The organism is Ruegeria sp. HKCCD4884, from assembly GCF_013110855.1.
Classification (GTDB): Bacteria; Pseudomonadota; Alphaproteobacteria; order Rhodobacterales; family Rhodobacteraceae; genus Ruegeria.
This window is the reverse complement of record NZ_WVRJ01000011.1, coordinates 146,651-170,433: the sequence shown is the minus strand read 5'-3', so window position 1 is coordinate 170,433 and position 23,783 is coordinate 146,651. Positions and strand designations below refer to the sequence as shown.

25 protein-coding genes and 1 pseudogene are annotated in these 23,783 nt (G+C 54.1%); 15 read left to right on the top strand and 11 right to left on the bottom strand.

The genetic code is table 11. The annotated features are described in order from the left end of the window. Positions 1-252: pseudogene (locus tag GS636_RS16695) on the bottom strand (hypothetical protein); the annotation flags it as partial. A 127-nt stretch (positions 253-379) separates the two neighbouring features. Between GS636_RS16695 and GS636_RS16690 the strand changes: the two are divergent. From GS636_RS16690 to GS636_RS16680, 3 genes are all read left to right on the top strand, one after another. Next, entirely contained in the window at positions 380-595 is a 216-nt protein-coding gene (locus GS636_RS16690) for a hypothetical protein (RefSeq protein ID WP_171670844.1), read from the top strand. Positions 596-699: 104 nt separating this feature from the next. Further along, positions 700-2,394, top strand: coding sequence for a sulfatase-like hydrolase/transferase (locus tag GS636_RS16685; protein WP_171670841.1), 1,695 nt, complete (start codon positions 700-702; stop codon positions 2,392-2,394). Positions 2,395-2,474: 80 nt separating this feature from the next. Then, positions 2,475-3,290 carry a hypothetical protein gene (locus GS636_RS16680; RefSeq protein WP_171670839.1) on the top strand — a complete coding sequence of 272 codons (816 nt, stop codon included), beginning with the start codon at positions 2,475-2,477 and terminating at the stop codon, positions 3,288-3,290. Between the two features lie 250 nt (positions 3,291-3,540). Here the strand turns inward: GS636_RS16680 and GS636_RS16675 are convergent, their stop codons facing one another. Continuing rightward, positions 3,541-4,287, bottom strand: a complete 747-nt coding sequence (locus GS636_RS16675; protein WP_171670837.1) for an IclR family transcriptional regulator — start codon at positions 4,285-4,287, stop codon at positions 3,541-3,543. Between the two features lie 216 nt (positions 4,288-4,503). Between GS636_RS16675 and GS636_RS16670 the strand changes: the two genes are divergently transcribed. The 11 genes from GS636_RS16670 (at position 4,504) to GS636_RS16620 (ending at position 14,501) form a co-directional block, all read left to right on the top strand. Continuing rightward, entirely contained in the window at positions 4,504-5,340 is an 837-nt protein-coding gene (locus GS636_RS16670) for a cyclase family protein (RefSeq protein ID WP_216602932.1), read from the top strand. Between the two features lie 61 nt (positions 5,341-5,401). Further along, positions 5,402-5,746, top strand: coding sequence for a cupin domain-containing protein (locus tag GS636_RS16665; protein WP_171670834.1), 345 nt, complete (start codon positions 5,402-5,404; stop codon positions 5,744-5,746). An 11-nt stretch (positions 5,747-5,757) separates the two neighbouring features. Continuing rightward, entirely contained in the window at positions 5,758-6,543 is a 786-nt protein-coding gene (locus GS636_RS16660) for an SDR family NAD(P)-dependent oxidoreductase (RefSeq protein WP_171670832.1), read from the top strand. Positions 6,544-6,546: 3 nt separating this feature from the next. Further along, positions 6,547-7,470: a 3-hydroxyacyl-CoA dehydrogenase family protein gene (locus GS636_RS16655; RefSeq protein WP_171670829.1), complete on the top strand. Its 924-nt coding sequence runs from the start codon at positions 6,547-6,549 to the stop codon at positions 7,468-7,470. 43 nt (positions 7,471-7,513) lie between these two features. Then, entirely contained in the window at positions 7,514-8,794 is a 1,281-nt protein-coding gene (locus tag GS636_RS16650) for an ABC transporter substrate-binding protein (RefSeq protein ID WP_171670826.1), read from the top strand. Between the two features lie 50 nt (positions 8,795-8,844). Continuing rightward, on the top strand, positions 8,845-9,573 hold the full coding sequence (locus GS636_RS16645; protein WP_171670823.1) for an ABC transporter ATP-binding protein: 729 nt from the start codon (positions 8,845-8,847) through the stop codon (positions 9,571-9,573). Beyond that, the gene (locus tag GS636_RS16640; RefSeq protein ID WP_171209711.1) at positions 9,566-10,273 is read left to right on the top strand and encodes an ABC transporter ATP-binding protein; all 708 of its coding nucleotides are present in this window, start codon (positions 9,566-9,568) and stop codon (positions 10,271-10,273) included. The genes GS636_RS16645 and GS636_RS16640 overlap by 8 nt, the downstream gene beginning before the upstream one ends. Position 10,274: 1 nt before the next feature. After that, entirely contained in the window at positions 10,275-11,138 is an 864-nt protein-coding gene (locus GS636_RS16635; protein WP_171670820.1) for a branched-chain amino acid ABC transporter permease, read from the top strand. Next, positions 11,135-12,163: a branched-chain amino acid ABC transporter permease gene (locus GS636_RS16630; protein WP_171670818.1), complete on the top strand. Its 1,029-nt coding sequence runs from the start codon at positions 11,135-11,137 to the stop codon at positions 12,161-12,163. Before GS636_RS16635 ends, GS636_RS16630 begins: the two co-directional genes overlap by 4 nt. A 4-nt stretch (positions 12,164-12,167) precedes the next feature. After that, positions 12,168-13,106, top strand: a complete 939-nt coding sequence (locus GS636_RS16625) for a 3-keto-5-aminohexanoate cleavage protein (RefSeq protein WP_171670816.1) — start codon at positions 12,168-12,170, stop codon at positions 13,104-13,106. Positions 13,107-13,424: 318 nt separating this feature from the next. Continuing rightward, positions 13,425-14,501, top strand: a complete 1,077-nt coding sequence (locus GS636_RS16620) for a serine hydrolase (protein WP_171670814.1) — start codon at positions 13,425-13,427, stop codon at positions 14,499-14,501. A 157-nt stretch (positions 14,502-14,658) separates the two neighbouring features. Here GS636_RS16620 and GS636_RS16615 read toward each other — a convergent pair whose 3' ends face one another. From GS636_RS16615 to GS636_RS16600, 4 genes are all read right to left on the bottom strand, one after another. Next, positions 14,659-15,036, bottom strand: a complete 378-nt coding sequence (locus tag GS636_RS16615) for a hypothetical protein (protein WP_171670812.1) — start codon at positions 15,034-15,036, stop codon at positions 14,659-14,661. 144 nt (positions 15,037-15,180) lie between these two features. Next, positions 15,181-15,813, bottom strand: coding sequence for a tyrosine-type recombinase/integrase (locus GS636_RS16610; protein WP_170493045.1), 633 nt, complete (start codon positions 15,811-15,813; stop codon positions 15,181-15,183). 104 nt (positions 15,814-15,917) lie between these two features. Further along, complete coding sequence (locus GS636_RS16605) at positions 15,918-17,081, bottom strand: site-specific integrase (protein WP_170528646.1); 1,164 nt, start codon at positions 17,079-17,081, stop codon at positions 15,918-15,920. Positions 17,082-17,501: 420 nt separating this feature from the next. After that, the gene (locus tag GS636_RS16600) at positions 17,502-18,902 is read right to left on the bottom strand and encodes a hypothetical protein (RefSeq protein ID WP_171670810.1); all 1,401 of its coding nucleotides are present in this window, start codon (positions 18,900-18,902) and stop codon (positions 17,502-17,504) included. Positions 18,903-19,274: 372 nt separating this feature from the next. On the opposite strand from GS636_RS16600, the gene GS636_RS16595 reads away from it, so the two are divergent. Beyond that, positions 19,275-19,499 (top strand): hypothetical protein, encoded by a 225-nt coding sequence (locus GS636_RS16595; RefSeq protein WP_171093050.1) that lies wholly within the window; start codon positions 19,275-19,277, stop codon positions 19,497-19,499. A 27-nt stretch (positions 19,500-19,526) separates the two neighbouring features. Here the strand turns inward: GS636_RS16595 and GS636_RS16590 are convergent, their stop codons facing one another. The 5 genes from GS636_RS16590 to GS636_RS16570 are packed head-to-tail and all read right to left on the bottom strand — an operon-like array spanning position 19,527 to position 23,733. Beyond that, positions 19,527-20,069, bottom strand: a complete 543-nt coding sequence (locus tag GS636_RS16590) for a DUF3833 family protein (protein WP_171184482.1) — start codon at positions 20,067-20,069, stop codon at positions 19,527-19,529. Beyond that, positions 20,066-20,683 (bottom strand): DUF3833 domain-containing protein, encoded by a 618-nt coding sequence (locus GS636_RS16585; RefSeq protein WP_171670807.1) that lies wholly within the window; start codon positions 20,681-20,683, stop codon positions 20,066-20,068. Before GS636_RS16585 ends, GS636_RS16590 begins: the two co-directional genes overlap by 4 nt. Continuing rightward, a complete protein-coding gene (locus tag GS636_RS16580) occupies positions 20,680-21,903 on the bottom strand; it encodes an MFS transporter (protein WP_171670805.1) in 1,224 nt (407 codons plus the stop codon). Before GS636_RS16580 ends, GS636_RS16585 begins: the two co-directional genes overlap by 4 nt. Next, the gene (locus GS636_RS16575; protein ID WP_171670802.1) at positions 21,903-22,448 is read right to left on the bottom strand and encodes a hypothetical protein; all 546 of its coding nucleotides are present in this window, start codon (positions 22,446-22,448) and stop codon (positions 21,903-21,905) included. Before GS636_RS16575 ends, GS636_RS16580 begins: the two co-directional genes overlap by 1 nt. Continuing rightward, positions 22,402-23,733: an NAD(P)/FAD-dependent oxidoreductase gene (locus tag GS636_RS16570; protein ID WP_171670799.1), complete on the bottom strand. Its 1,332-nt coding sequence runs from the start codon at positions 23,731-23,733 to the stop codon at positions 22,402-22,404. Before GS636_RS16570 ends, GS636_RS16575 begins: the two co-directional genes overlap by 47 nt. Positions 23,734-23,783: the final 50 nt, after the last annotated feature.

Here is a 23,783-nt window from a genome sequence, read left to right as displayed (position 1 = left end):
GATGTTATGGCTGTCACCATTTTGATCCGGAGGTCTGCCGTAGACATCCTCAGCGATTGTTTTGGCGAGCGGCTTTTGTGTGGGATCAACAAGGTTCTGCTCTACGATGTAGTCCAGCAATTCAGAGAGCCGACTTGCGCCTGTGAAAAGCTCGCTGGACTTCACACGATTGAGTTCTTCACGAACTTCTTCCAACTCCAGTTGCCCCGACCCAAGCGGGTGCTTATTGGCTTTAGTTTCCCTGGGATCCATGCCAGCAGACTACTGATAAACGGTCAAATTGAAAGGATTTTCACCCCTTTCTCACCGTGTGAAACTCCCGCTGGTTTCAGCGGTAGGTAATGTGATCTTAGCGAGAGCTAATGGGTTCGATAGGCACATGCGAGTATTCGAGAAGCATTTTGGTGGACTTGCAGAAAACATTCAGGAGCGCCGAGAAACGGACGCTGAGCTTGACGAGATTTGCAGAGATTTCGAACTTTTGTTGACGAGCCGGCAATGCGAATTCGCTCAACAGGATGTCTGGAACGATGCCTTCAATAGTAGCCTTGCAGGGTTGAAGAAGGAAATTTTGGCAAAGCTCGAACCCGACTGAGTAGAGCGGGTCAATTGGAACAACAGACAAGAGAGTTTGGAACGCCCGGGTGATTTTCGTGCGCCGCGGACACCGTTTCACAATGCAAAAAAAGAGGAGCCAAAATGCGAAGTCTAAATCAATTCCTTATACCGGTTTGCGGGGTCGCACTTGTCTTGTCGACATCCATAGCTCGGGCTCAAGAAAGTTCGATTATTCGAGACGCCGAGTATCGAATTCTGGAGCGCCAGCACGGTGATCGCTGGGCAACTGAAGACAAAGACATCGACGCCAAACTGGCAGAGTTCCGAGACAAGAACGGCGGAAAACCCCCAAACATTCTATACATTCTGCTGGATGACGTAGGATTTGGCGAAGTCGGAATGCCAGATCTCGACGTGGTACGTGGATACTCGACACCAAATATAACGGACTTCGCAGAACAAGGTATGTCCATGATGCGGATGTATACCGAACCGTCTTGCACACCCACCCGCGTTGCCATGTTGACTGGGCGACACCCGGTCCGGACCGGTTTCGATGAGGCCAAAGCGGTGCCTGAGGGTGAGGGTTTGGCGGACCGCGAAGTGACCTTGGCCGAAGTGCTGAGCGAAAATGGCTACGCAACGGCCCATATCGGCAAGTGGCACATGGGTGACATCGAACAAAGCTATGCGATCAACCAAGGTTTCGATTATGCCGAACATCCGATTCACCAACAGGCGCAACTTGCCTTGATGAATTCGACGGCTTTGAACGAAGGACATGTTGATGGTGTCGATCTGAGGCTTCGTTCTGCCGATCTGATGCTGGATGACACATTCCGCATCGACCCTTACGCAATGGTCTATGGAACCGTCGGTGAAAAAGGTGGAGCAATACGCGAGGTCCACATGGAGCCGGGGCAGAAGTTCTCGCAGGACGATTATGTCGCCATGGGGCAGCGCTACAAGCAGAGCACTCTAGATCAACTGGAAAAGCTCGCCAAAGGCGACAAGCCGTTCTTTTTGCAGTACTGGCCGTTGTTCCCGATCAGCTTTACCAGGACTGATATCGAACAGGCCCAAACTCTAAACGGTGGACCGGTCGCAGAAGCTATCGTTAAGGTCGATGGTTACATCGGTGAAATCCTGACCCGGATTGAGGAACTGGGAATAGCAGATAATACGATCATCGTGATCATGGGAGACAATGGCCCGTTTATGGAGTTCGTCGACAAGAGCGGCCAGTCCGACCGGATCTATCGCGGCGGCAAAACCGAGCATCTGGAAGGTGGCGTTCGTGTTAATGCCTTTGTCCGCTGGCCCGGTATGATTGAGGAAGGGACACGTGTTAAAGATATCACTCACGTTTCTGATCTTTTCAGCACCTTTGCGCGACTGGGCGACGGCGAGGCGAGCATCCCACGCGACCGGATTATCGACGGAGTCGATCAAACCGCGCTTTGGCTTCTCGGGGAAACGCATGGGCGTCGAGACTATGTATTTGTCTACGAAGGATTTGTGTTGAGATCTCTGGTCAAGCAGCAATACAAGATGCATTTGCCACCTCCTGGCGGAAACCCCATCCTTGCTGCCATGTACGACCTATACAAGAACCCGCGAGAGGATCGACCGCAAGATTCTATTCGTATTGGCGTAGGTTTCGGTGCCAATTTCAGTCTGATGGCCCAACGCCATCTTGCCATGAAAGAGCTTTATCCTGACATGCCTCCAGGGCATGGGCCACTGTATGGCGGAATTGAAAACCTTCGACCTGAAACAAAGGAACTCGTGGACAATATCCTGTTTGCTCAAGGTCTCACTAGAAAGTCGGATTAAGCGGCCCCCGATCAAGTGTCCTGACCGGCACAGTCCGGTCAGAATTATCTAGAACTTGCGCGATTGAAGGACCGAACGCGATGAAACTTGCTTTCTTTTTCTCTCCCAATGCCCTGGCTCTTATCGCTGCTGCTTTCGGCATAGTGTTACCCTCGGTCACAAAAGCCGAACCCGTAACCCTCTCATTTTCTGAAGACTGGCGTCATGGCGTGACCGTGTACGGTTTTCTTCCACAATCGCTGACCGGGACGTCGACTATTGCTAATACCAGCGTTGATCTTGATTTGGATTTTCAAGATGCGCTGGAACTCTTGGACTTCGGTATCTCGGCACAATACGAAGGTTGGACGGGGAACTGGGGTTTCATAGTCGACGCAAACTACGCAAAGCTAGGGACTGAACGATCCATCCCGCTTCCGGCTGGGAACATCGACGTTGACCTAGATGTTAAGCAATCGTGGATCGGGTTTTTGGGTGGTTACAAAGTTGCAAACGGGGTTTATGGCAAGAACGATCAACGGTATTCCGTCGATCTGCAAGCTGGGCTTCGTTACAACGAGCTGAAGCAGGAAGCTGACGTTTCCACTATGGGGCCTAGCGTCACCCTTGGCGGGACTGAAACATGGACCGAGGTGGTTGTTGGCGCTCGTGGTACGTGGGAACTCTCGGATCGTTGGTTCTTGGTTGCTGCGGCTGACGCAGGCCTTGGTGGCGAAAATGTCAATTCCCACTGGCGTGTTTCGCTGGGCTTCGCCTATCAAGCTTGGGAGAATACCTCTATTCGTTTCGGTTGGCGGCACTACGAAATCGACTATGATACGGAACGGTCCGATGGGACGTTCGCCTATGACGTCATGCAAACAGGACCACTGGTTGGTGTAACCTTCTCTTTCTGATTACGAGCGTGTCGTAGAGGAAAAACCAAGTCCTTGTGATTGTCATTCGTGATTTTCGTTCATTGGTTAGGTCGAACTTGCGTTCAGTGGCTGCTTTGTCGGCGTAGCGGTCATTCGCAGCAACTGTGCGAACGTCTGCACTGAGCCCAAAGGCGACGTCGCGTTCAGACGCATCATCGGTCAACAGGGCGGAAACCAAACATTCGCTGCCGATGCAGCAAGTAGCTATGAAGAATACGAAAGCGGACCTTCAGCGAAAAGTCAGTTGGATATTGGCGGCTGTTTCAAGAAGCGCTTTTTCGATGTTTGTCCTTTGTTTTTTGAACCGAGTAGTTGGTACCGGGATAGAAATCGCGTGCAAATCTCCGACCCAGTCGACGAAAGAGAAACCGATCGCCGATACACCTGCAGAATGCTCATCCAAATCATAGGCAAGGCCCTGTTCGCGGACCTTATTCAGTTCGGAAAGGAACTCATCCAAATTTCTTTGGATACCATTCCGTTCCCATTCGTTCTGAACAAGCTTTGTCGCATCTCCTTCATCGAGTTGAGCGAGACAAGCTTTCCCATTTGCCGTGGTGGTCAGTGGAAAAACCTCGCCCACTTGCGAAACGGTCGTCAATCGATAGACGCCAGGGACCTGGTCTAAGAAAACCATGCCGATACCGCGCATGACGGCGAGGTCTGTGGTTTCCCCGGTCTTTTGGGTCAGTTCCGTCAAAAGCAGCCGACAATGTTCGACAATGCTGTACTGCGCAGCACCTGCGAGAGCGCTTAGTTCGGGGCCTAGCCTCAAGCCACCCCCATTTGCATCTGCTATGACAAGTCTTTCTTCAGCAAGTGCGCTTGTGATTCTCTGTACCGTAGAGCGGGGCAGGTCAACACGCTCGGCGATCTTCCCCAAGCTCATTCCGGATTGGTTTTCTTTTAGAACACGCAAAATCGAGGCCGCTCTGGAAATGACCTGAATGCCACCTTTGTCCGCTTTTTCAGACATTTAACCTACCTCATTCTGTCTTCGCACCGTAGCTAAAGATGCTTGGCGATTTTCCAGTGTTGTATCACAATACGGTGCAAGTCAACCGTATAGTGAGTTTTTTGTTGACCGTTATGCGGTGCGTGTGCATCATCATACGGGACAGGTGGGGAGGCCACCCAGACAATTGAAAACCGAACACCGCCGCGTTGCCGGCGAACAGAGGAGATATGCCCAATGGTCGAAATCCGCGGCATTGAGTTTCAGGCAAACATCGACAATGACATGGGACTCGAGTTCTACAACTTGAGCCACAGATACGGGTTTCAGTGTCCCAACTGGCCGTATTTCAAGGACGTCCAGATCGACCGAAAGCACTATATGGCCAAGTCTGGCGTATTGTCTCAGACGATTACCACGACTATGCACGTGACCACGCATATTGATGCGCCAGCGCATGTTGTTCAGGGAACGCCGTTCATTGACGAGGTACCGCTCCCCCATTTCTTTGGCTCGGGTTTGGTGGTTTCCGTACCCAAGAAAAAATGGGAGCAAATCACCGGAGATGATCTGGAAAAGGCCTGTGGTCATGCAATCCGCAAAGGCGATGTGCTGATCATCAACACTGGTTGGCATAAGCAGTACGAAGACGGTGACTACTTTGCTTATTGCCCGGGCCTTGTTCCTTCCGCTGCCGAGTGGATGATCGAAAAAGGTGTGAAAGTCGTTGGCCACGACACCCAGGCAAACGATCACCCTCTGGCAACGGCCATTGGCCCGCAGCGTAACGGTCCAATTTTGCCACACCTTGAGAAAGAATATCTTGAATGGTCAGGCGGGACACCGTGGGAGGTTGATTTCCCCGAGTGGGAGCCAGTGCACAACATGCTGTTCTCCAAAGGTATTCTCGGTATTGAGAATGTCGGCGGGGATCTAGATGCGGTGACAGGCAAGCGCTGCACGTTCGCCTTCTTCCCATGGAATTGGGACCGAGGCGACGGCTGCATCATCCGACTGGTTGCGATGATCGACAAGAACCAGTCCTACCGCATCGAAGCTGGCGAAGAATTCTGAACACTCACGGACCGGTCGCCGGTTCGCCGGCGGCCGCCTTTAATCTTGAGCGGAGACGGACATGCATCTGAAGCGTTTTCAAGACGCCCAACCCTACGAAGCACCGAACCACTTTGGGTGTCATGGGCTTCGTTTGCAGGGGTTCGAAGAAGGTGGGCCGACAAATCAGTGGATTGGCTTCAGCCAGTTCCTACCAGGTGGTGGCGCAGGCCCCGACTCTTCACCTTTTGAGAAAGTCTACGTCGTTCTGGAAGGCGAAATGACCGTCATCGTTGATGGTACCGAAACCACTCTTGGACCCATGGATAGCTGCACGATCGCACCGGGCGAAATACGCAAAATTAAAAACCGCGCCAACCACACCTGCAAAATGCTGGTGGTCATTCCGTATCCGCCAGAAAGCTAAGGACGAAAAGAATGTCTGATCCACTTAAGATGTTTGACGTAAAAAATGACGTCGCACTGATCACTGGAGCGTCGGGCGCCTTTGGAATGGTTGCTGCCCGCGTGTTGGCCGGAGCTGGTTGCAACCTTGTTTTGGCGGCGGGAAACCAAGAGGCGCTCGATGGCATTGCCAAAGAGAGCGAGGCACTTGGTGCAACCGTGGTGACCATAAATACCCGACCGACTGATGAAGCGTCCTGTGAGGCATTGGTTGACGAGGCCGTCAACACCTTTGGTAAGCTCGACATTCTCGTTGTCGCGTCTGGTATGAACAAAGTTGCGCCGATCAACGACATGGCACCGGAAACCTTTGACGCAGTGATGGACGCCAATGTGAACCAGAGCTGGTTGTTGGCGCGCGCGGCGGCGGCGCACATGAAGCAAAGCGAATATGGCAAGATCATTTTCGTCAGTTCTGCGCGCAGCATCCTTGGACACCCTGCCGGTTACACAGCGTATTGTGCGTCAAAGGCTGCAGTGAACGGGATAACCAAAGCGTTGGGATGTGAGCTGGGTCCAACAGGAGTTACTGTCAACGCGATTGCGCCGACTGTATTTCGTTCGCCTTTGACGGCTTGGATGTTCGAAGATACCGACGAAGCGAAGGCAGTGCGCGACGGTTTCCTGACCCGTGTTCCCAAAGGACGACTGGGTGAACCTGAAGACCTTGCCGGCCCTCTCCTGTTTCTCGCGTCGCGGGCGTCTGATTTTTACACCGGGCATATTCTGCATGCTGACGGCGGGTATACGGCGGGTTAAAGAATGGTGCGCAAGAAACAGCAGATAGCGGTAATTGGCGCGGGTCTTATGGGGCACGGTATCGCACTGACCTTGGCAAGAGCAGGTCAATATGTCGCCATCACAGATCCCGTTGAAGAGGCACGAGCCACCGTGCCTGACCGCATCCGCGCGAGCATGGCCGCGATGGGGGACGACGAGGTCACAATCACAAAAACCCTCAAGATGATTGAGATTTTTGCGACGACGCAAGGTGCGGTTCAAAATGCCGATGCTGTTTTTGAAGCGGCGCCGGAAAAGTTGGCGCTCAAGCAAGCGATCTTTGCCGAGATCGAGACGCATGCACCAGAAACTTGCATACTCGCATCAAATACCTCAGTCATGCCGATTACTCAGATCATGTCCGGTTTGCGGCTGAAAAACCGCTCGTTGGGGACGCATTGGTGGAACCCGCCGCATATGATCCCGCTAGTTGAAGTTATCAAGACGGAATGGACAGATCCCAAGATCGCGCAAACCATGTTCGATCTGCTGAAGGACGCAGGAAAAACTCCGGTGATGGTCGAGAAGGACGTGCCCGGTTTTATCGGCAATCGCCTTCAGCATGCGCTGTGGCGCGAAGCGGTCAGTCTGGTGGAAAACGGTATTTGCGATGCGGAAGCCGTTGATACCGTGATCAAGTCCAGCTTTGGGCGGCGATTGGCGGTCCTTGGCCCGTTGGAAAACGCAGATCTGGTTGGTACTGACCTGACACTCGATATCCATGAAAACGTACTACACGATCTTGAGGCGCATAAAGGCCCTTCATCCTACCTCAAGTCGCTTGTCGATGCGGGTAAGCTGGGGATGAAATCAGGCGAAGGTTTCAGGAAATGGGCCGAGGGCGAAGCAGATCAGGTTCGCCAACGTGTCGCGAAACATCTGAAAAATCTCGAGAAGACTTTGTAAGATCAATCAAACACTGGCGGGAGGCCGGTGAAGGGAGGACGCAATGACAAAGACTTTTAAGACGGCCACAAGGCGCGGTTTTATTGCCGGGGCTTCGGCGGCAATCGCTGCTCCGGCCATTCTCCGGGCAACGCGTGCTTATGCGGCAAACCCGACGCTAAGGATTGGCAATGTCAGCCCGCGTACCGGTCCACTGGCTGGTTTCGCCGAGGCCGATGAATATGTGCTTCAAGCCATTCAGCAGGTCTTTTCGGCCGGGTTGGACAATAACGGAAAGACTTGGAACGTCGATATCATCTCAAAAGACAGCCAGTCCAACCCCAACCGCGCAGCCGAGGTTGCCGCTGACCTGATCTTGGGTGATGAGGTCGATATCATCGTGGCCGCTTCAACGCCGGACACGGTGAACCCTGTTGCTGATCAGGCAGAGATCAACGAAGTTCCCTGCATCACGACCGACTGCCCTTGGCAGCCTTATTTCTTTGGCCGCAATGGTGTTCCAGGTGAGGGTTTTGAAACGACCTATCACTTCTTCTGGGGTTTGGAGGATGTGATCGCGGCGTTCCTAGATATGTGGGACAAAACGGGCGTGACCAAGACAGTGGGCGGTCTTTTCCCCAACGATGCCGACGGAAATGCATGGGGTGATGCGGAATTGGGCCTGCCCAAACCGCTGGCCACAGCTGGCTACACGCTGACTGACCCCGGTCGCTATCAGCCTCTCTCCGACGACTTCTCAAACCAGATCGCAGCGTTCAAAGCTGCGGGTTGCGAAATCGTCACTGGCAACATGATTCCACCCGATTTCGCTACGTTCTGGAGCCAAGCCGCCCAGCAAGGGTTCAACCCAAAGGTCGTGACCATTGGCAAGGCACTTCTGTTCCCATCGGTCATTGAATCGCTGGGAGACCGTGGTGACGGGTTGTCGACCGAGGTCTGGTGGTCCCCGCATCATCCGTTCTCGTCCTCACTCACCGGCATTTCCTCGAAAGACCTTGCCGAAGGTTATACAACAGAGTCGGGTCGACCTTGGACGCAACCGCTCGGCTTTAAGCACGCGCTGTTCGAGGTCGTTGCGGATGTCATCAAACGGGCGGATGATCTGGAAGACCCGTCTTCGATCATTTCGGCAATCACGTCCACCAACCTGAACACAATTGTCGGGCCGGTGAACTGGGGTGATGGGCCGATGAATAACGTTACCAAAACTCCGTTGGTCGGTGGCCAGTGGCAGAAGTCTGGAGACGCATACGAGTTGCAGATCGTTGCCAACAGCACCGCGCCAGAGGTTCCGGTGACGGCGGACATGAAACTGCTGGGCTGACCAGACATTCGGCGCCGATCTTGGCGCCGAATCCTCCATCCGAGAGAAGCATGACGACAATCTTGAAACTCCAAGACCTGAGCAAGGCATTTGGCGCAGTCACTGTCGCCGATGCCATGAGCTATGAGGTCCAACAAGGCGAGGCATTGGGGGTGATCGGGCCCAACGGTGCCGGCAAAACCTCGATGTTCAATCTGATCACTGGGACGCTCAAATCGAATTCCGGAGTGATAGAATTCAATAGGCAGAACGTTACTAAATGGAGCGCCGCAAAGCGCAGCCATGCAGGCATTGCGCGTTCTTTTCAGGTCCCGCAGCCGTTTTCGGGAATGACTGTTTTTGAAAACGCAATGATCGCCGCCACGCAGTCGGCCGGCTTGCATGGGCATCAGGCTGAGCGCTTTTGTCTGGAGGTTCTGGACCAAACGGAGCTGCTGCCCAAGGCAAACGTTCTAGCAGGCAGCCTGACACTGCTGGAACGGAAACGCCTGGAACTGACACGCGCGCTCTGCGCCAAACCCAAACTGCTGCTGTTGGATGAGATTGCCGGTGGTTTGACCGAAGCTGAGTGCAAATCACTGGTTCAAACCATCAAGGACATTCACGCGTCTGGTGTCACCATCATCTGGATCGAACATGTTGTGCACGCCCTGCTGGCTGTCGTGGATCGTCTGATCGTCATCGACTTCGGAAAGAAGATCGCCGAGGGCGAGCCGCAGGCAATCATGGAAAGCGCTGAAGTCAAAGAAATCTATCTGGGGATCGAAGCCGATGCCTGATCCCATTCTTCAAACACGCAGCTTGAACTCCTACTACGGCGATTTCCAAGCGCTCTATGATGTCGAATTGGACGTTGGTGAAGGCGAAGTTCTTGCCATTATCGGTGCGAACGGCGCAGGCAAGACAACCCTGATGCGGTCTATCACCGGGCTGCTGACGAACGGACCGGATCAGATTCACTACCGGGGTCAGGATATCAGTCGCCTTCGCGCGGACCAGGTTGCTGAACGTGGACTGGCGATGGTGCCAGAGGGTCGACAGCTATTCCCCTCTTTGTCTGTCAAAGAAAACCTGATGATCGGCGCCCAAGTTGGTCGCGCAGGCCCTTGGGATCTGAAAGCAGTATATGATCTATTCCCGATCCTTGAAGAGCGAAAAGATCAGGCCTCTACATCGCTGTCGGGCGGTCAACAGCAGATGGTCGCCATCGGGCGTGCATTGATGGCCAATCCCGATCTGATCCTCTTCGATGAAATCAGCCTCGGGCTGGCGCCGATCATCATCAAAGATATCTACGAGGCTTTGCCTGGCATCATCGGTGAAGGCATGAGCGCGATCATCGTCGAACAGGACATAACCAAGGCACTTTCGGTCTCGAGCCGGGTCTACTGCCTGCAGGAGGGGCGCGTTTCGCTGGAAAGCGCATCTGACATCGTATCGCGTGAAGATATCTCACGCGCGTATTTCGGGATCAAATAATATGGAATGGCTGAACGCTATCGTGCAGGGAACACTGCTGGGTGGGCTATACGCGCTGTTTGCCGCAGGTCTGTCGTTAATCTTTGGGGTCATGCGGCTCGTCAATATTGCCCATGGCGATCTGATTGTGTTGGCCGCATATCTCGGCTTGACCGTGACGACCGCGACCGGGATGCACCCGATGGCGGCGTTGGTGATCGTTGTTCCCGCTATGGCGTTGATCGGGTATGCCCTTCAACGCGGCCTGCTGAACCAAACTCTTGGCGATGATATTCTTCCACCGCTGCTTGTGACCTTTGGGCTTAGTGTGATTATTCAGAACGGGTTGCTGGAGGTCTACACGGCCGACCCCCAAACACTGAATGCTGGTGCGCTGGAAACAGCCAGCGTCGCAGTAGGCGGTGTGACCCTCGGGATATTACCGCTACTGACCTTCGGGATCGCCATTGCTGTGATCTGGGGGCTGCAATGGACCTTCTATCAAACCGCGCTTGGTCGCGCATTTCGAGCGGTGTCCGACAATCAAGACATCGCCCAGCTTATGGGCCTCAATCGCAGGCATATCTTTGGACTGGCCATGGCTCTGGCGCTGGGCGTGACAGCAATCGCCGGTATCCTGCTTGGCATTCGGACAAGCTTTGATCCTTCCATTGGCGGGGGCCGCCTGATCTTTGGCTTTGAGGCCGTCATTATCGGTGGGCTTGGCAACCTTTGGGGCACCCTGATCGGCGGCGTTATCCTCGGCGTCGCGCAAACCATCGGAGCCAAGATTGATCCGGGCTGGCAGGTGCTAGCCGGCCATATTGCCTTCCTTGTCATTCTTGCCGTTCGTCCGAACGGCCTCTTTCCGAGGGTTTCCGGATGAACCTGCAGGACTACTCTGTTTCTCGATCGTCAAAAGCAGCACGAGTTGCCGCGATCTTTGCCGCAATCGGTCTGCTTGTTTTGATTGCAGCGCCCTGGTGGGCAGGCCGCGCCGACATGCGCCTGATGGGAGAGCTGTTTCTCTACCTGTCCCTCGCAACTCTTTGGAATCTCATGGCGGGTTACGCCGGTCTCGTCTCTGTTGGTCAGCAAGCCTATGTGGGCTTTGGCGGCTATATGCTCTTTGCGCTTACGATGCTGGGTGGGCTGAACCCATTGGTTGCTATTGCAGCCGCAGGCGTGCTGGGAGCCTTGATCTCGATCCCGGTGGCTGTTCTGATCTTCAGGCTTCGAGGCGCTTATTTTGCCATAGGTACCTGGGTCATCGCTGAAGTCTTTCGGCTGAGCTTCGCGCAAATCTCAGCGCTTGGTGGGGGATCAGGATCTTCGCTGCCCGTTGCCATCGTCAAATCTCTGGCGTCCGGGCGCGCGATGCGAGAGGCGCTTAGTTATTGGCTGGCGCTCGGGGCTGCTATGTTGGTGGTGACTGCCGTTTATCTCTTCCTACGCTCGCGCCAAGGGTTGGCGCTGACGGCAATTCGCGACAACGAACTGGCCGCCGGAAGCCTCGGCATCGATATCTGGCGCACGAAGTTCATTGTGTACGTCGTCACCTCGGCATTCACGGCAATGATCGGCGCTCTGATCTTCTTGCAAAAGCTGCGCATATCGCCGGATGCGGCGTTCAGCGTCAACGACTGGACCGCCTTCGTCATCTTCATCGTCGTAATAGGCGGCATCGGCACAATCGAAGGACCGATTATCGGTACGCTCGTCTTCTTCGCTCTGCGCGAAACGCTGGCCGACCTCGGAACAACTTACCTGATCGTTCTCGGTGTGGTTGCGATTGTCGTCATGCTCAAGGCGCCGAAAGGAATCTGGGGCATGATTCGCAGCCGCTATGATCTGCAACTTTTTCCGCTGGGCTATCGCGTAAAGCACACCGGACAATCCAAGGAAAACTGAACCAATGGCCCGTCAGAAAAAGACCATCATCACATGTGCTGTAACAGGAGCGATCCACACACCAACCATGTCGGAGGCACTTCCGTACACCTATGATGACATCGCGCGGCAGGCGATTGAGGCCGCCGAGGCTGGAGCGTCGATCCTACACCTGCATGCGCGAAATCCGCAGGACGGGTCGCCATCCGTCGACCCAAATGACTTTGCGCCATTTCTGCCCCGCATAAAACAGGCGACCAATGCCGTTGTGAACCTATCGACTGGAGGATCGCTGACACTATCCATTCAAGACCGGATCAACCCGGCCAAGACTTTCAGCCCCGAGATGTGCTCGATGAATATGGGTTCGATGAACTTCTCGTTTCACCCATTGGCAAACCGTTATGGCGATGATGATTGGAAATTTGATTGGGAGAAAGACTATGTCGCGAACTCCGATCAGAACATCTTTCGCAATACGTTCCGGGACATTCGCGAAGCGGCAGAAACGCTCGCGCCGCATGACATCAAATTCGAACATGAATGCTACGATGTCGGCCACTTGTATAACTTAAAATTCTGCATGGATATCGGGTTGTTCAAAGCACCTATTTTCATTCAGTTCATCTTTGGAATCCTCGGTGGTATCGGGCCTGAGGTCGACAACCTGATCTTCATGAAACGTACAGCAGATCGCCTGTTTGGTGATGACTACCGCTGGTCCGTTCTTGGAGCCGGCGGTGCGCAGATGTCGCTTGCTACCACTGCAAGTCAGATGGGCGGCAATCTTCGCGTTGGCCTAGAAGACAGCTTGTTCATCTCACGTGGAAAGCTGGCCGAAAGCAACGCTCAGCAAGTCGCCAAAATTCGACGCATCGTAGAAGATCTGGGCAGTCAGGTGGCGACGCCTGATGAAGCCAGGGAAATTCTGGATTTGAAGGGTGGTGATCGCGTAGCCTTCTGACGCTTACCGATGGATTTGTCCGCTGACTGTGAGTTCGACCGGCCCCCGTTTTTGCGCTCGCGGCGAATGTCTCCTCTGACGGGCCGCGTCGCAGCGACGGTGACCGAGGTCGAACGGCAGGAATGGGCCGTTAGCCGTACTTGTCGCTCCACACCCGATTGTCTGCTTCGTCCGCAGAGCGGTCTTTCGCTGCAACTTGCTGGAACTTCTACTTTGCGGACTTTGCTGACATCTAATCTGTCGAAACCAATGTCCGCTTCCACGAAAGCGAAGTGCAAGATAGTTTGTCGGCAAGAACAAAACCAAAGAGGATAACTTATGGCCCATCGAGAGAAGCTCGGATTTGTCCTCGCGCTGTCTTTAGTATTGTGTTTCGGTTCCTCAGTGGGTTGGGCTCAAGACATGCAGGAACGGCTTAAAGCTGCAGTGGGTGCAAATGATATAGTCGGCCTCCATGGTGCGGTTGTAGTGCTGGATGGTGACAGGATTGCCGAAGCCTACTTCCCTGGTGAAGACGAGCGATGGGGTACGCCAATTGGTCTCATCGATCATGGACCGGAGACCTTGCACGATCTTCGCTCTGTTACGAAGTCTGTCGTCGGTTTGCTGTATGGAATCGCGTTGTCAGAAGGTGCTGTGCCACCTGTCGACGCGTCTTTGTTGGACCAGTTCCCAGAATACGCAGATTTACGCGACGGGTCAGGACGAGAAGACATCACCGTGGCGGATGCGCTCACAATGCAGATGGGAACACAATGGGATGAAAGCCTGCCATACACCGATCCACGCAACAGCGAAATCGCAATGGAACTGGCCGAAGACCGCTATCGCTTTGTCTTAGACCGTCCAATGGTGGCTGAGCCAGGAACAACTTGGACATATAATGGTGGTGCTGTTGCATTGATAGCAAAGTTGATTGCCGATGGTACTGGACAAGACATCGACCTATTCGCCCAGACCCGTTTGTTTGAGCCCCTTGGTATTGAGAGTTATGAGTGGGTGCGTGGCAATGACGGCGTACCATCTGCAGCTTCCGGCTTGAGATTGACCGCTCGAGATCTTGCCAAAATTGGAGTGTTGATTGCTCAAAACGGCGTCTACGATGGTCGAGTAGTCGTACCTGCAACCTGGTTGGATTCGTCGTTTCGTGCAGTCACATCGATCCAGCCAGGATTTGACTATGGGTACTTGTGGTATCTGACTAAGGGCCCGAACGGCGATGCAATTCTTATTGCTGTCGGCAATGGTGGTCAGCGCCTCACCATACAACCAAACGCGGGCTTTGTCGTTTCGACCTTCGCAGGGAACTACAATGATCCAGATGCGTGGCAGACCTCGGTTCGTGTTTTGGTGGAATTTGCCGTACCAGAAGTAGGCAAGCTCCGTCAGCAGTGACTCGGCAGGACTCGTAAGAGTCAAAAGCAGATGCCTGTTGACCATGCAGCATCCGGTAAAAGGACTCATAGCAGTCTTTCACTGCAACCCTCGCGGAGTTCGTCGCAAAAGATGAAGCTGCTGGCCGCCAAGCCTGCTTGAAAGGCAGCCCTTAACGCTATTCCGGTTGCCAGAGCTGAACGACATTTCCCTCGGCATCAACGATGTCTTGCACAAAACACTGTCGGAATTTCCATTGCTTTGAGCCTGGGACCGGCCTGCCTCCAACCCTTGGAAGCTTCTCAAGAACATCAGCAATCGAAGTGATGCAGACTATTGGCTTAAGTGGCGTGGCAGAACGAACCACTGGCGGGTCTTCTATCGGGATTTGCGCTGCGATCTTCTGAGGAGCTTGCAAAATGACGAGTTCGGTATCGTCGTTCGAAATGGCGGCAAATTCTCCGTCGATACCATCGGTCAGCCTTCCGCCAATCGCAAGATAGAAAGCCTTCAGTTTTTCTAAGTCCTTTGCGTATAACACCGCACCCTTGAGCATTTCGAAGTACCTCCAAGGCCCTGCGTAGCAGACATTGGCCCATATTTCAGCATTGGCCGCTTTGGGCTCGAAGCGGAAGATTAACGGGAGATTCCGAAAGTCTGCTTGGGAGCGGCGAGCGGACGATCCCGCCCGCCTAAAAGGTTAAAGATCGATGCGTTCGGCAATACTAAGCGCGTCTTCAAGCTCGACGCCAAGGTAACGCACCGTACTGTCCACTTTGCTGTGACCGAGCAGAAGTTGAACGGCACGTAGGTTTCCGGTCTTTCTGTATATCAAAGCCGCTTTGGTGCGCCTAAGCGAATGCGTGCCGTAGCTGGACGGATCGAGACCAATCGCTGACACCCATTCCCGGACAAGCCTAGCGTATTGCCGGGTCGAAAGATGCGGCAAAGCATGCATACGACTTGGAAACAGATACCGTTGTCCATGCATATATTGAGAAGAAACCCATTGCGACACGACTTCACGTGTATTCTCCGTCACTTCAAATTGCACCGGCTTCGCAGTTTTACGTTGAACAACGGATACCCGATCGCGAACGGAATTGCCGACGGCGAGATCGTTAACCCTCAGGCGGACGAGATCGCACCCGCGCAACTTGCTATCGATGGCAAGATTGAACAATGCTAGGTCTCTCAGCTTGTTTGCAAGTTCGAGCCGAGCGCGAATGGCCCAGACTTGCTTTGACTGCAATGGCCGCTTCTGTCCGACTAGTCTGCCTTTGTTCCAAGGCGGACGACGCGTTGTGACAACGGGAAGTAGAGATTTGGACATCTTATATCTCCGTCCATTCCCTTCCGTCCCAAACATCGACACTGTGCCGACAGCTGTAGTCTAATTGCCGCTCGCGTGTCTTCAGCACAGGAATTTCTCAGGTTTCAGGAACTGCCACCGCTGATCTTCTTACCCATTACATCCGCTGCCTGCCGCAACGGGTCATCTGCGAGATGCGCGTAGCGTTGCGTGGTAGACGGGTTCGTGTGTCCAAGCAATCGACCAACTATAGGCAGACTCAGACCGCTGGAAACGAGATGCGACGCATGCGTATGCCGATTGTCGTGGATACGGTAGTCTTGAAGGCCTGCTGATGTGGTGACCGAGCTCCAAAATTTCTTCAGATCTTTGTACGGTTGGTCCGGAGAGCGTCCCGGAAACAACCAGCGACTCTCAGGAGAATCCCCTGCGCTCATTGCCGCAAGCAAATCACAGGTTGCTGACGATATTGGCAGGTGCTCTCGTCGCTTTTGCTTTGTGTGGTGCGACGGCTTTGTCCAGACCGCTCGATCCAAATCGAAGTCTTCCCATTTTGCCGTCAGGACCTCGCCGATCCGTGCACCTGTCAGGAGTTGCAGTCGGATAGCGTTGGCTGCAACCTGATTTGGATGCTCTGACAGAGCCACCAACAGCCTTTGCAGCTCATCGTCAGATAACCAGCGGTCCCGCTTTTCCTCGGGAAACTTTTCTATGCCGCGCGCCGGATTGTCAGAACGCTGACCCCAGCGCACAGACAGTTCAAACATTTTCGACATGAGGGCCAGAGTGCGATTGGCTTGATATGGAGTATCACGCATTTGATTGTGAAGCTTCTGAACATGCTGATGCGTCACTTCAATGACTTTAAGGTTACCAAGCTTGGGGAGAATGTATCGGTCCAGCATTGACCGATCATTCCGAACACTACCGGGACGTTTCTTTGGCTCCGCATGTGCGGTCATGTATTGCTCGGCAAGTAAGTTCACCGTTGGTGAATGCCTGAGCGTTTGAGCGTCCGCGACAGGGTCTCCGCCACGCACCACGTCAGCAAGAATCGCGCGTGCCATTTCGCGGGCGGCGCCCAATGACAAGGTCGGCCCATATCGCCCAAGTGTCTTGCGTTTCGACCGTCCGGTTTGTTTGTTGCGATATTGAACTACGAAGCTTTTGACACCGGTTGTTTTCACGCGGAGTCCAAAACCCGGCAGACCGTCATCCCAATAGATCGTGTCCCGGTTTGTTGCTGAAAGGCGATCGACACTTGATTTTGTTAATCTGACGTTGGGCATATTGGTCTCGGACGGATTGGGTAAGCACAAGGTAAGCAAAGTGCGGAGGGTTGGGAAGGGTCTTTAAGAAACCTCTGCACGCTAAAACTTCTGTTATTTAAGAGAAAATACTGTTCAATCGAATTGGCTATAATGCTATCGAAAATGAGATAATAAGACTTTTAATCAGTGGGTCGCAGGTTCGAATCCTGCACGGCTCACCACTTTTTCATACTGTATCAATCGCTTCCGGCCGCAAAATGCGACGCTGCGATTTGATCAACTTGCGACTGTCTTGCACCGACAAAATTCGCAGACACTGGTGGTTTCCAGTGTTCCTGTAACACTGGCATTGATCGATGAAACCATATGGGTAAAGGCCGTATCGACGCAGGTTTCACAGATATGTCGATGGTCGTTTTGATGACAAAGGCCGCGGTACTACCACGTAATTCTTATCTCATCACGCTGACCTTCACTTCTAACAATTAATACCGGCTGGTCCGTTACGACCCCAAAAACGTATCTGCTTTTGTGCTCAACCGGGTATCCATTGCTGGTAACTTTCACTTCGTCCTCTGCCAGACCTTGCGGTAGGGCAAGCGCATACCAGATTGCGCCGGGATCGGGGTCGGGGCTGGTTACATCCAGCGAGATGCTTCTGCCAGTTGGGCTGAATTCATACGCCCTGAGCACAGCACCAATTCGATTGTCTGCAATGGGGAACGGAGCTTGTAGTTCATCGCGTGAGACTGGCAGGCGAACAATAAGATTGCCAATTCGACCGTCCCGAATGGAAAGCGGAAGTGTGACATTCGATGTTCCAGCCGTCTCGTCGATCCCTGCGTTATCGAACGATAGAGAATACAGGTAGTCACCTTCAGGGGCCGTGAAATCTGGGAAACTCCTTGTTTTGAAAGGTGGTTCCATCACTTCTGTGTATCCTGCACCGCTGAGTTCCATCTTGTTTGGGTAAATCGCGCCGTCATTTATTGTCGCCACGGCCAACTGCAAACCGCCGATACCTGGCGGCAGTTCCTCCCACTCAGACTCTGGCGGTTCCGATGTGAGGATGCCTTCGCACATGTTGTAATTGGCTTTCCAGTAACCACGGGACACACAAGTTGATGAACAGGTGTAACACATTGGGTCGCAGTTAAGGTCCTGAAAGAGGTGTGGGCAATTGTCTCCACATGTGAAGTCGCGTTCGTCGTCTGGATCTGTTTCTTCGGTCGAATAGATCCCATCCAAAAGAACAAGTGACGGCTTGGACTTTTCAATGCGAGACGTAAGTTTGAGACGGTTGGGTTTGGAAGATACTTCCTCCGCCCGGTTGGATACCGTGACATCGACGCCTGCTTCGCGAACGAAAATAACTGGGTCAAATGGCTTGGGAAGATCAGATGGAAGCACAGAGACGATCAGATCGAGAGAGCCTGAATCAGGGATCTCCAGGATTGGGATAACGTCACGGAACGTTATGGGTATCGTTTGATCGTCGTCGGGGGGCTTCAGGTCGAAGATATATGTCGCAGATGATGGCACTTCTGCGAATATTTCAGAGACATCGACCCATTCTTGACGCGATGTCCCGTTGGACACGATGAGGCTGCCGTTTGCTGGTTTGCCTTCGTATTCAAACTTGACCGATAGTTTGCCAAAACTCTCTGGTTTTTCTACGTCGGCCAACAACACAACGGGCAGCGCAAGAAGGGACAGGAACGGGATTGCAAGGCGTGCGTATAACGCCGCCGTGGTTTCTACTAACATTTGCTTAATCCAATACAAAAAAGGGCTTTTGGAAAATTCAGGTGTCAAAAATTCACCTGCCTCATTGTACACTTTTTTCGTTTATCCGTCGAGAATGGGCGCTCTAGTCGCTGTAACCGGCACAGCTTGGCAAAACGCGCGACATTTCACAGCGCTGGCCCGGCACCCCCGTTTCATCAATGGTCCAATCGGAATCTGTGTTGTCCCGGTTGAACGGGTCAAAACGCGGTTTGATCTGTTTCGGCGACCGATCAAGGAAACACGATAAGACTTCGCTTTCAGCAATTTTATGCGTTGGTATAAGGCACGCTAAACGAGATACTCTTTTCATCCTGACAACGCTTGGTTGCGGGCGCGTTTTTGCCTATGCAAAATTGATTTTTTGCAACTAAACCGGTAGCCTTTCCAAAAAGGTGGACAACACCGGAGGCAGTGAGAGAGCAGATGCCACAAGCAAAAACACGTGTTTTGCGGGCCAGGGTGCCTGCGCGTATGATGGGCAAAAGGGACGGTCTGTTTTTCCTTTGGGGCGAGATCGAGCGCGCGCGCCTCAAAGCGGAAAGCGCGCTTGCGCCCGAGGCGGCCGCATCGGATGGAACAAGAGCGAAAAGGGCGGGCTCGACCAAGGGATCATCGCCGGTTCCGACCGACGAATTCATTTTTTATTGATGAAATGAAAAGGTCAGCCCACGTCGCCTATTTCTTTTCAAAAAACAGGATCACTTCGCCCAGGCGAACGCCAAAACGTGATACGTAGGCGCGGTTCAGCAGTCGATCATCATCCAACAACCACATCCAGTCGTCGAATTTGACACGCATCGTGCCTTCTTTGATCGGCAGGTCGATCTTGTACTTCCAGTTGAACGTATCGCCGCGTTCAATCCCGCTGGCCGTGCCCAAAACGCCAGGGGCAGTCCCTGTCCACGTATCTTCACCGGTTTTCGTCAGCGTCCAGATACGCTGTTCGGTGGCGCCATCGTCATAAACGAAATCTTCAACTAGCGTCAGGGTTTCACCATCCCATGTCCCGTCGATATCCACCGTAAATCTGCGGGGGATATTGCCCAGAATATCCTGAAACTGACCGTAGGCCACTGTTTTGCCTTCGAAGAACTCTTCGAGATTCAGTTGCCGGTCGGACAAGAAGGTTTTGGGCACTTTCGGCTTGCTGGAACAGGCCGTCAGAAGCGCAAGGCTTGCTATGGCAAGAAAGGTGAGAAGGGAACGGAAAACACTCATTGCAGTGGTTTCCCTTCGGATGTCGCATCAAACCCGTTTGCGCCTGGCACATGCGTGGTTTTTACATCGGGAGCAGGGCGCATCGTGGCAACCAGCTCAGCGACCTTGAGGCCGAACTTGCGCATCTCGGATCGGTTCATGATGACACCGTGTTCCGTCAGATACATCCAGTCTGTGACGTCCAAAGTGTGCCCGCCGGCATCTTCAGGCAGAATGATCCGATAAGTCAGCTTGACGGTCGATCCCGAAATGATGCCCCGACCCTCACCAACAATATCGTCCGCCGTTGCCGTGAACGTGTTGCCTGTGCCCAGTGTCAGATACCACTTTCGGGTCATCTGTTTGCCGTTGGAATAGGTGAAGTATTCAGACAGCGTGCCCGAGTTTCCCTTCCATTCGCCGACCATGCGCGCGACAAAGCTGTTCGACATCTTCCCATTGGGGCCATAGATCAGCCCTTCAGACAGGATTTCTCCGTTCAGATGCTCTTTCAGTGAAAAGGCCGGTCCGGTTCCTGTGTAATCTGACGGAGATTGTGCGCGAAAGCTCAGCAGGCGGGCGCGGATGAAAACTGCGATCAGAAGGACCAGCAGGATGATGGCGATAGCGTTCATTTGCTTGTGACCTCGGTGGGCAGGGTCAAGACCATTCCAAACGCGCCGAGCTTGAGGATGCAGGGCAGCACCGCATAAGCAAGGTTGAGTGTCTCTAGCGCGTCAGCAGAATTGGTCTGACCGGGGGTGAAGCCGCTGCGTTCCAGCAGTGGCAAGGTGAAAAAGGCAGCCAGGGCGAGGCCCAGCTTGCCAGCGAAGGACCAGATGCCAAACGCGGCAGAGGCGTTCAGCCCGGCCCGAGTCAGGACGACAGAAAACATAGCGGGCAGCACGACCATATCCGCACCTAAGGCTGCGCCCGAGGCAAGGCAGATCACGGCAAACCCGGCTAGATTCCCAGCACTCAGGGTGGCGGCACCGATAAACCCCGCGATTGAGAGGGGCATGGCAATCATCAGAGTCTGTTTCGGGCCAATCCGGTTGCTGAGCTTGGCCCAAAGCGGCACACTTGCGCCCGCGCTGAGGAAGAACAGGATCAACAGCGGGCCTGCTTTGCCCGGCAGTTGCAACCGATCTTCAACAAAAAACAAAAACAGGGTCGAGGTGATGGCCACGGGAAGGCTGTTGACCAGCGCAAGCGCCAGCAGGCGAAGCCCTCCGGCCTGACCCAGCCCTGCAAAAGACAGACCGGTGCCGGTGATCGGCGTACGCCTCCAGATCGGAATAGTCAGCAACAGAGTCAGAACGGACAGCAGCCCCAAAAAAACACCAAAGGCGGGATAGCCTTGGGCTTGCGCGCCAAATGCAACCAAAAGCGCCGGGGCGCTGGCGGCGATGACCACGCCGGTCAATTGCCCGCCTTCGCGATAGGCGGCCAAGGTCATAAGCTCTTGCGGGTCTGTACGCTTTGCCAACGTTGCGCTGCGCCCATACAAGAGGATGGTGCCCAAGCTGTAAGCCGAGAACAGCAAGATCAGAATCGCGATCAGCGCGGCGACACTGGCGTCCTGCGGCAAGCTAAAGAGCAAAGGGAACCCGACCGCCAGCCCCAACGCCGCCAGAGAAGCAAATACAAGCTGGCCCTTTGGCCACTTGTCGATTGCCCAGCCAATCAACGGGTCCTGAACCAGATCAACAAGGCGGATCACCAGCAGAACGGTTCCAATAACCCCCAGGCCAATCCCCAGATTCACCGCCGCAAAGCGCGGCAGGTGAATGTAAAGCGGGATGCCCGCCGCAGCGAGCATCAGCGCATACAGGCTGACCCGAGGATAAAGCATCAGCGCCCCTGAAGTTTCTGTGTAAACGAGGCGGACCGCGTGTTGTCGCCCAGAAATACAGACATGAAACTGCGTTTGATGCCCGGATAGGACATGGTGCAGGTCTTTTGCCCGTTCAGCCAGAAGCTCACCTTATCCGGCCCATCGGACACCGCGAGAAAGCTGTCGCCCTTGGTCACGGCTTTGAAGCACTGGTCCAGCTGATTGCGCACCGGGGCGGAACGTCCGATCCGGTCCATCTCGTCCAGAGTCGAGTTGACCAGCGCTTTTTTCTTGAAGTTCTTGCGGTAGGTCAGTTGCAGGCCGATATCTTCGCTCCAACTGAACGGCGCGCCGCCGGGGGTATAAAGTTTGGCGTCATAGATTGGCAAACCCAGATACCGAAAGGTTGCTGAGCCACGCAGTTGCGCGTCCTTCAACTCGTCCGTTACGGGCGATGCCATTACCCCTGACGGGGCCAACAACGCCGCTGCCAGTAGCGCTGCGCGCAAAATTCCCTTATTCGGCCGCCACAGGGATGGCCGGGTCGTTCCCAGAAATGCCATTGTCAGCTCCGATGGTTTGCGGGGTGCCGTTTATTCGCGCAACGACGTGCATAGCGCTGGCAATCCCGTCTTCGTGAAATCCGTGCCGGTTATAAGCGCCGGCAAACCAAGTTCGGTTCTGTCCCTGCATCTCGCGGATTTGCCCTTGTGCTTTCAGGGCGGCTTTGTCGAACACCGGATGGGCAAATTCGACCTGATCATAGATTTTGTCCGCGGGAATTTCTGATGAGGCGTTCAGTGTCACAAACAGCGGATCGCTGTCCGGGATGTTCTGAAGCCGGTTCATCCAATAGGTCACGCCCACATCTCCGGCTTGCGAGCGATACGTCCAGCTGGACCAGCACGCGCGCCGCTTGGGCATTTGACGTGGATCACAATGCAGAATTGCCGTATTGGGTTGGTAGCGGATCGCGCCCATAGCTGCGGCCTCGGCAGGTGTCGCGCCTTCGCCCAGAATGGCAAGGGACTGGTCCGAGTGCGTTGCCAAGATGATCTCGTCGAATTGATCCGTTTGCCCCTGGCTTGTGACGCTGACGCCCATGTCGTCACGATGAACGTGTTGAACCGGGGCGGCCAGCCTGATGTCACAGCCACGGGCGCGCAAGGCCGCGTCGATCCGGCGGACATATTCGATGCTGCCGCCTTTGACCGTGTACCACTGGTGTTGATTGGCGCGTCCACTGGCCAGCAGGGCATGGTTGCGGAAGAACTGCACAAGCGAACGGGCCGGGAACTGATCTACGAACTCAACCGGAGTGGACCAGATCGCGCCACACATCGGCATCAGATAGTTGTGGCGGAACCAGTGACCCAGACGCAGTTGATCGACCAGTTCGCCAATCGTTGTGTCGTCGTCCTTGGCGGCCTCGGGCGCTTCTTTGCCGAAGCGTATGATGTCTGCAATCATCTTGTAATAGGCGGGGCGCGCCAGATTGCGTTTCTGTGCGGTCAGGGTGCGCAGATTGTTCAACCCGTATTCGATGCGGCCATTGTCGATGGTCGCTCCAAAGCTCATTTCGCTTTTGGTGACAGGTACGTTCAGCTCATCAAAAAGCTGCGTAAGGTAAGGGTAAGTCGCGTAGTTGAAAACGATAAAGCCGGTGTCGACCGGCTGGTCGCCGTTTTTACCAGCCATCACCGTACGGGCGTGGCCGCCCAGCCTGGGTTCGGCTTCATACACCGTCACGTCGTTGTTTTCTGAAAGGTAATACGCGGCAGAGAGACCCGAAATGCCTGCACCTACAATCGCAATTTTCTTTCGTACACCCCGGGTTTCGTCGAACATTCCAGCCTCGTTATGTGACATTTTACAATGAGATACGCAGGGTGTGGCGT

Excerpts from the sequence above, each read along its gene's own strand:
- GS636_RS16640 (WP_171209711.1), top strand. The coding sequence starts at position 9,566 with ATGCCTGATCCCATTCTTCAAACACGCAGCTTGAACTCCTACTACGGC.
- GS636_RS16665 (WP_171670834.1), top strand. The coding sequence starts at position 5,402 with ATGCATCTGAAGCGTTTTCAAGACGCCCAACCCTACGAAGCACCGAAC.
- GS636_RS16680 (WP_171670839.1), top strand. The coding sequence starts at position 2,475 with ATGAAACTTGCTTTCTTTTTCTCTCCCAATGCCCTGGCTCTTATCGCT.
- GS636_RS16625 (WP_171670816.1), top strand. The coding sequence starts at position 12,168 with ATGGCCCGTCAGAAAAAGACCATCATCACATGTGCTGTAACAGGAGCG.
- GS636_RS16660 (WP_171670832.1), top strand. The coding sequence starts at position 5,758 with ATGTCTGATCCACTTAAGATGTTTGACGTAAAAAATGACGTCGCACTG.
- GS636_RS16685 (WP_171670841.1), top strand. The coding sequence starts at position 700 with ATGCGAAGTCTAAATCAATTCCTTATACCGGTTTGCGGGGTCGCACTT.
- GS636_RS16605 (WP_170528646.1), bottom strand. The coding sequence starts at position 17,081 with ATGCCCAACGTCAGATTAACAAAATCAAGTGTCGATCGCCTTTCAGCA.
- GS636_RS16690 (WP_171670844.1), top strand. The coding sequence starts at position 380 with ATGCGAGTATTCGAGAAGCATTTTGGTGGACTTGCAGAAAACATTCAG.
- GS636_RS16620 (WP_171670814.1), top strand. The coding sequence starts at position 13,425 with ATGGCCCATCGAGAGAAGCTCGGATTTGTCCTCGCGCTGTCTTTAGTA.
- GS636_RS16575 (WP_171670802.1), bottom strand. The coding sequence starts at position 22,448 with ATGGCATTTCTGGGAACGACCCGGCCATCCCTGTGGCGGCCGAATAAG.
- GS636_RS16615 (WP_171670812.1), bottom strand. The coding sequence starts at position 15,036 with ATGCTCAAGGGTGCGGTGTTATACGCAAAGGACTTAGAAAAACTGAAG.
- GS636_RS16650 (WP_171670826.1), top strand. The coding sequence starts at position 7,514 with ATGACAAAGACTTTTAAGACGGCCACAAGGCGCGGTTTTATTGCCGGG.
- GS636_RS16595 (WP_171093050.1), top strand. The coding sequence starts at position 19,275 with ATGCCACAAGCAAAAACACGTGTTTTGCGGGCCAGGGTGCCTGCGCGT.
- GS636_RS16570 (WP_171670799.1), bottom strand. The coding sequence starts at position 23,733 with ATGTTCGACGAAACCCGGGGTGTACGAAAGAAAATTGCGATTGTAGGT.
- GS636_RS16590 (WP_171184482.1), bottom strand. The coding sequence starts at position 20,069 with ATGAGTGTTTTCCGTTCCCTTCTCACCTTTCTTGCCATAGCAAGCCTT.
- GS636_RS16580 (WP_171670805.1), bottom strand. The coding sequence starts at position 21,903 with ATGCTTTATCCTCGGGTCAGCCTGTATGCGCTGATGCTCGCTGCGGCG.
- GS636_RS16645 (WP_171670823.1), top strand. The coding sequence starts at position 8,845 with ATGACGACAATCTTGAAACTCCAAGACCTGAGCAAGGCATTTGGCGCA.
- GS636_RS16675 (WP_171670837.1), bottom strand. The coding sequence starts at position 4,287 with ATGTCTGAAAAAGCGGACAAAGGTGGCATTCAGGTCATTTCCAGAGCG.
- GS636_RS16610 (WP_170493045.1), bottom strand. The coding sequence starts at position 15,813 with ATGTCCAAATCTCTACTTCCCGTTGTCACAACGCGTCGTCCGCCTTGG.
- GS636_RS16670 (WP_216602932.1), top strand. The coding sequence starts at position 4,504 with ATGGTCGAAATCCGCGGCATTGAGTTTCAGGCAAACATCGACAATGAC.
- GS636_RS16635 (WP_171670820.1), top strand. The coding sequence starts at position 10,275 with ATGGAATGGCTGAACGCTATCGTGCAGGGAACACTGCTGGGTGGGCTA.
- GS636_RS16630 (WP_171670818.1), top strand. The coding sequence starts at position 11,135 with ATGAACCTGCAGGACTACTCTGTTTCTCGATCGTCAAAAGCAGCACGA.
- GS636_RS16655 (WP_171670829.1), top strand. The coding sequence starts at position 6,547 with ATGGTGCGCAAGAAACAGCAGATAGCGGTAATTGGCGCGGGTCTTATG.
- GS636_RS16585 (WP_171670807.1), bottom strand. The coding sequence starts at position 20,683 with ATGAACGCTATCGCCATCATCCTGCTGGTCCTTCTGATCGCAGTTTTC.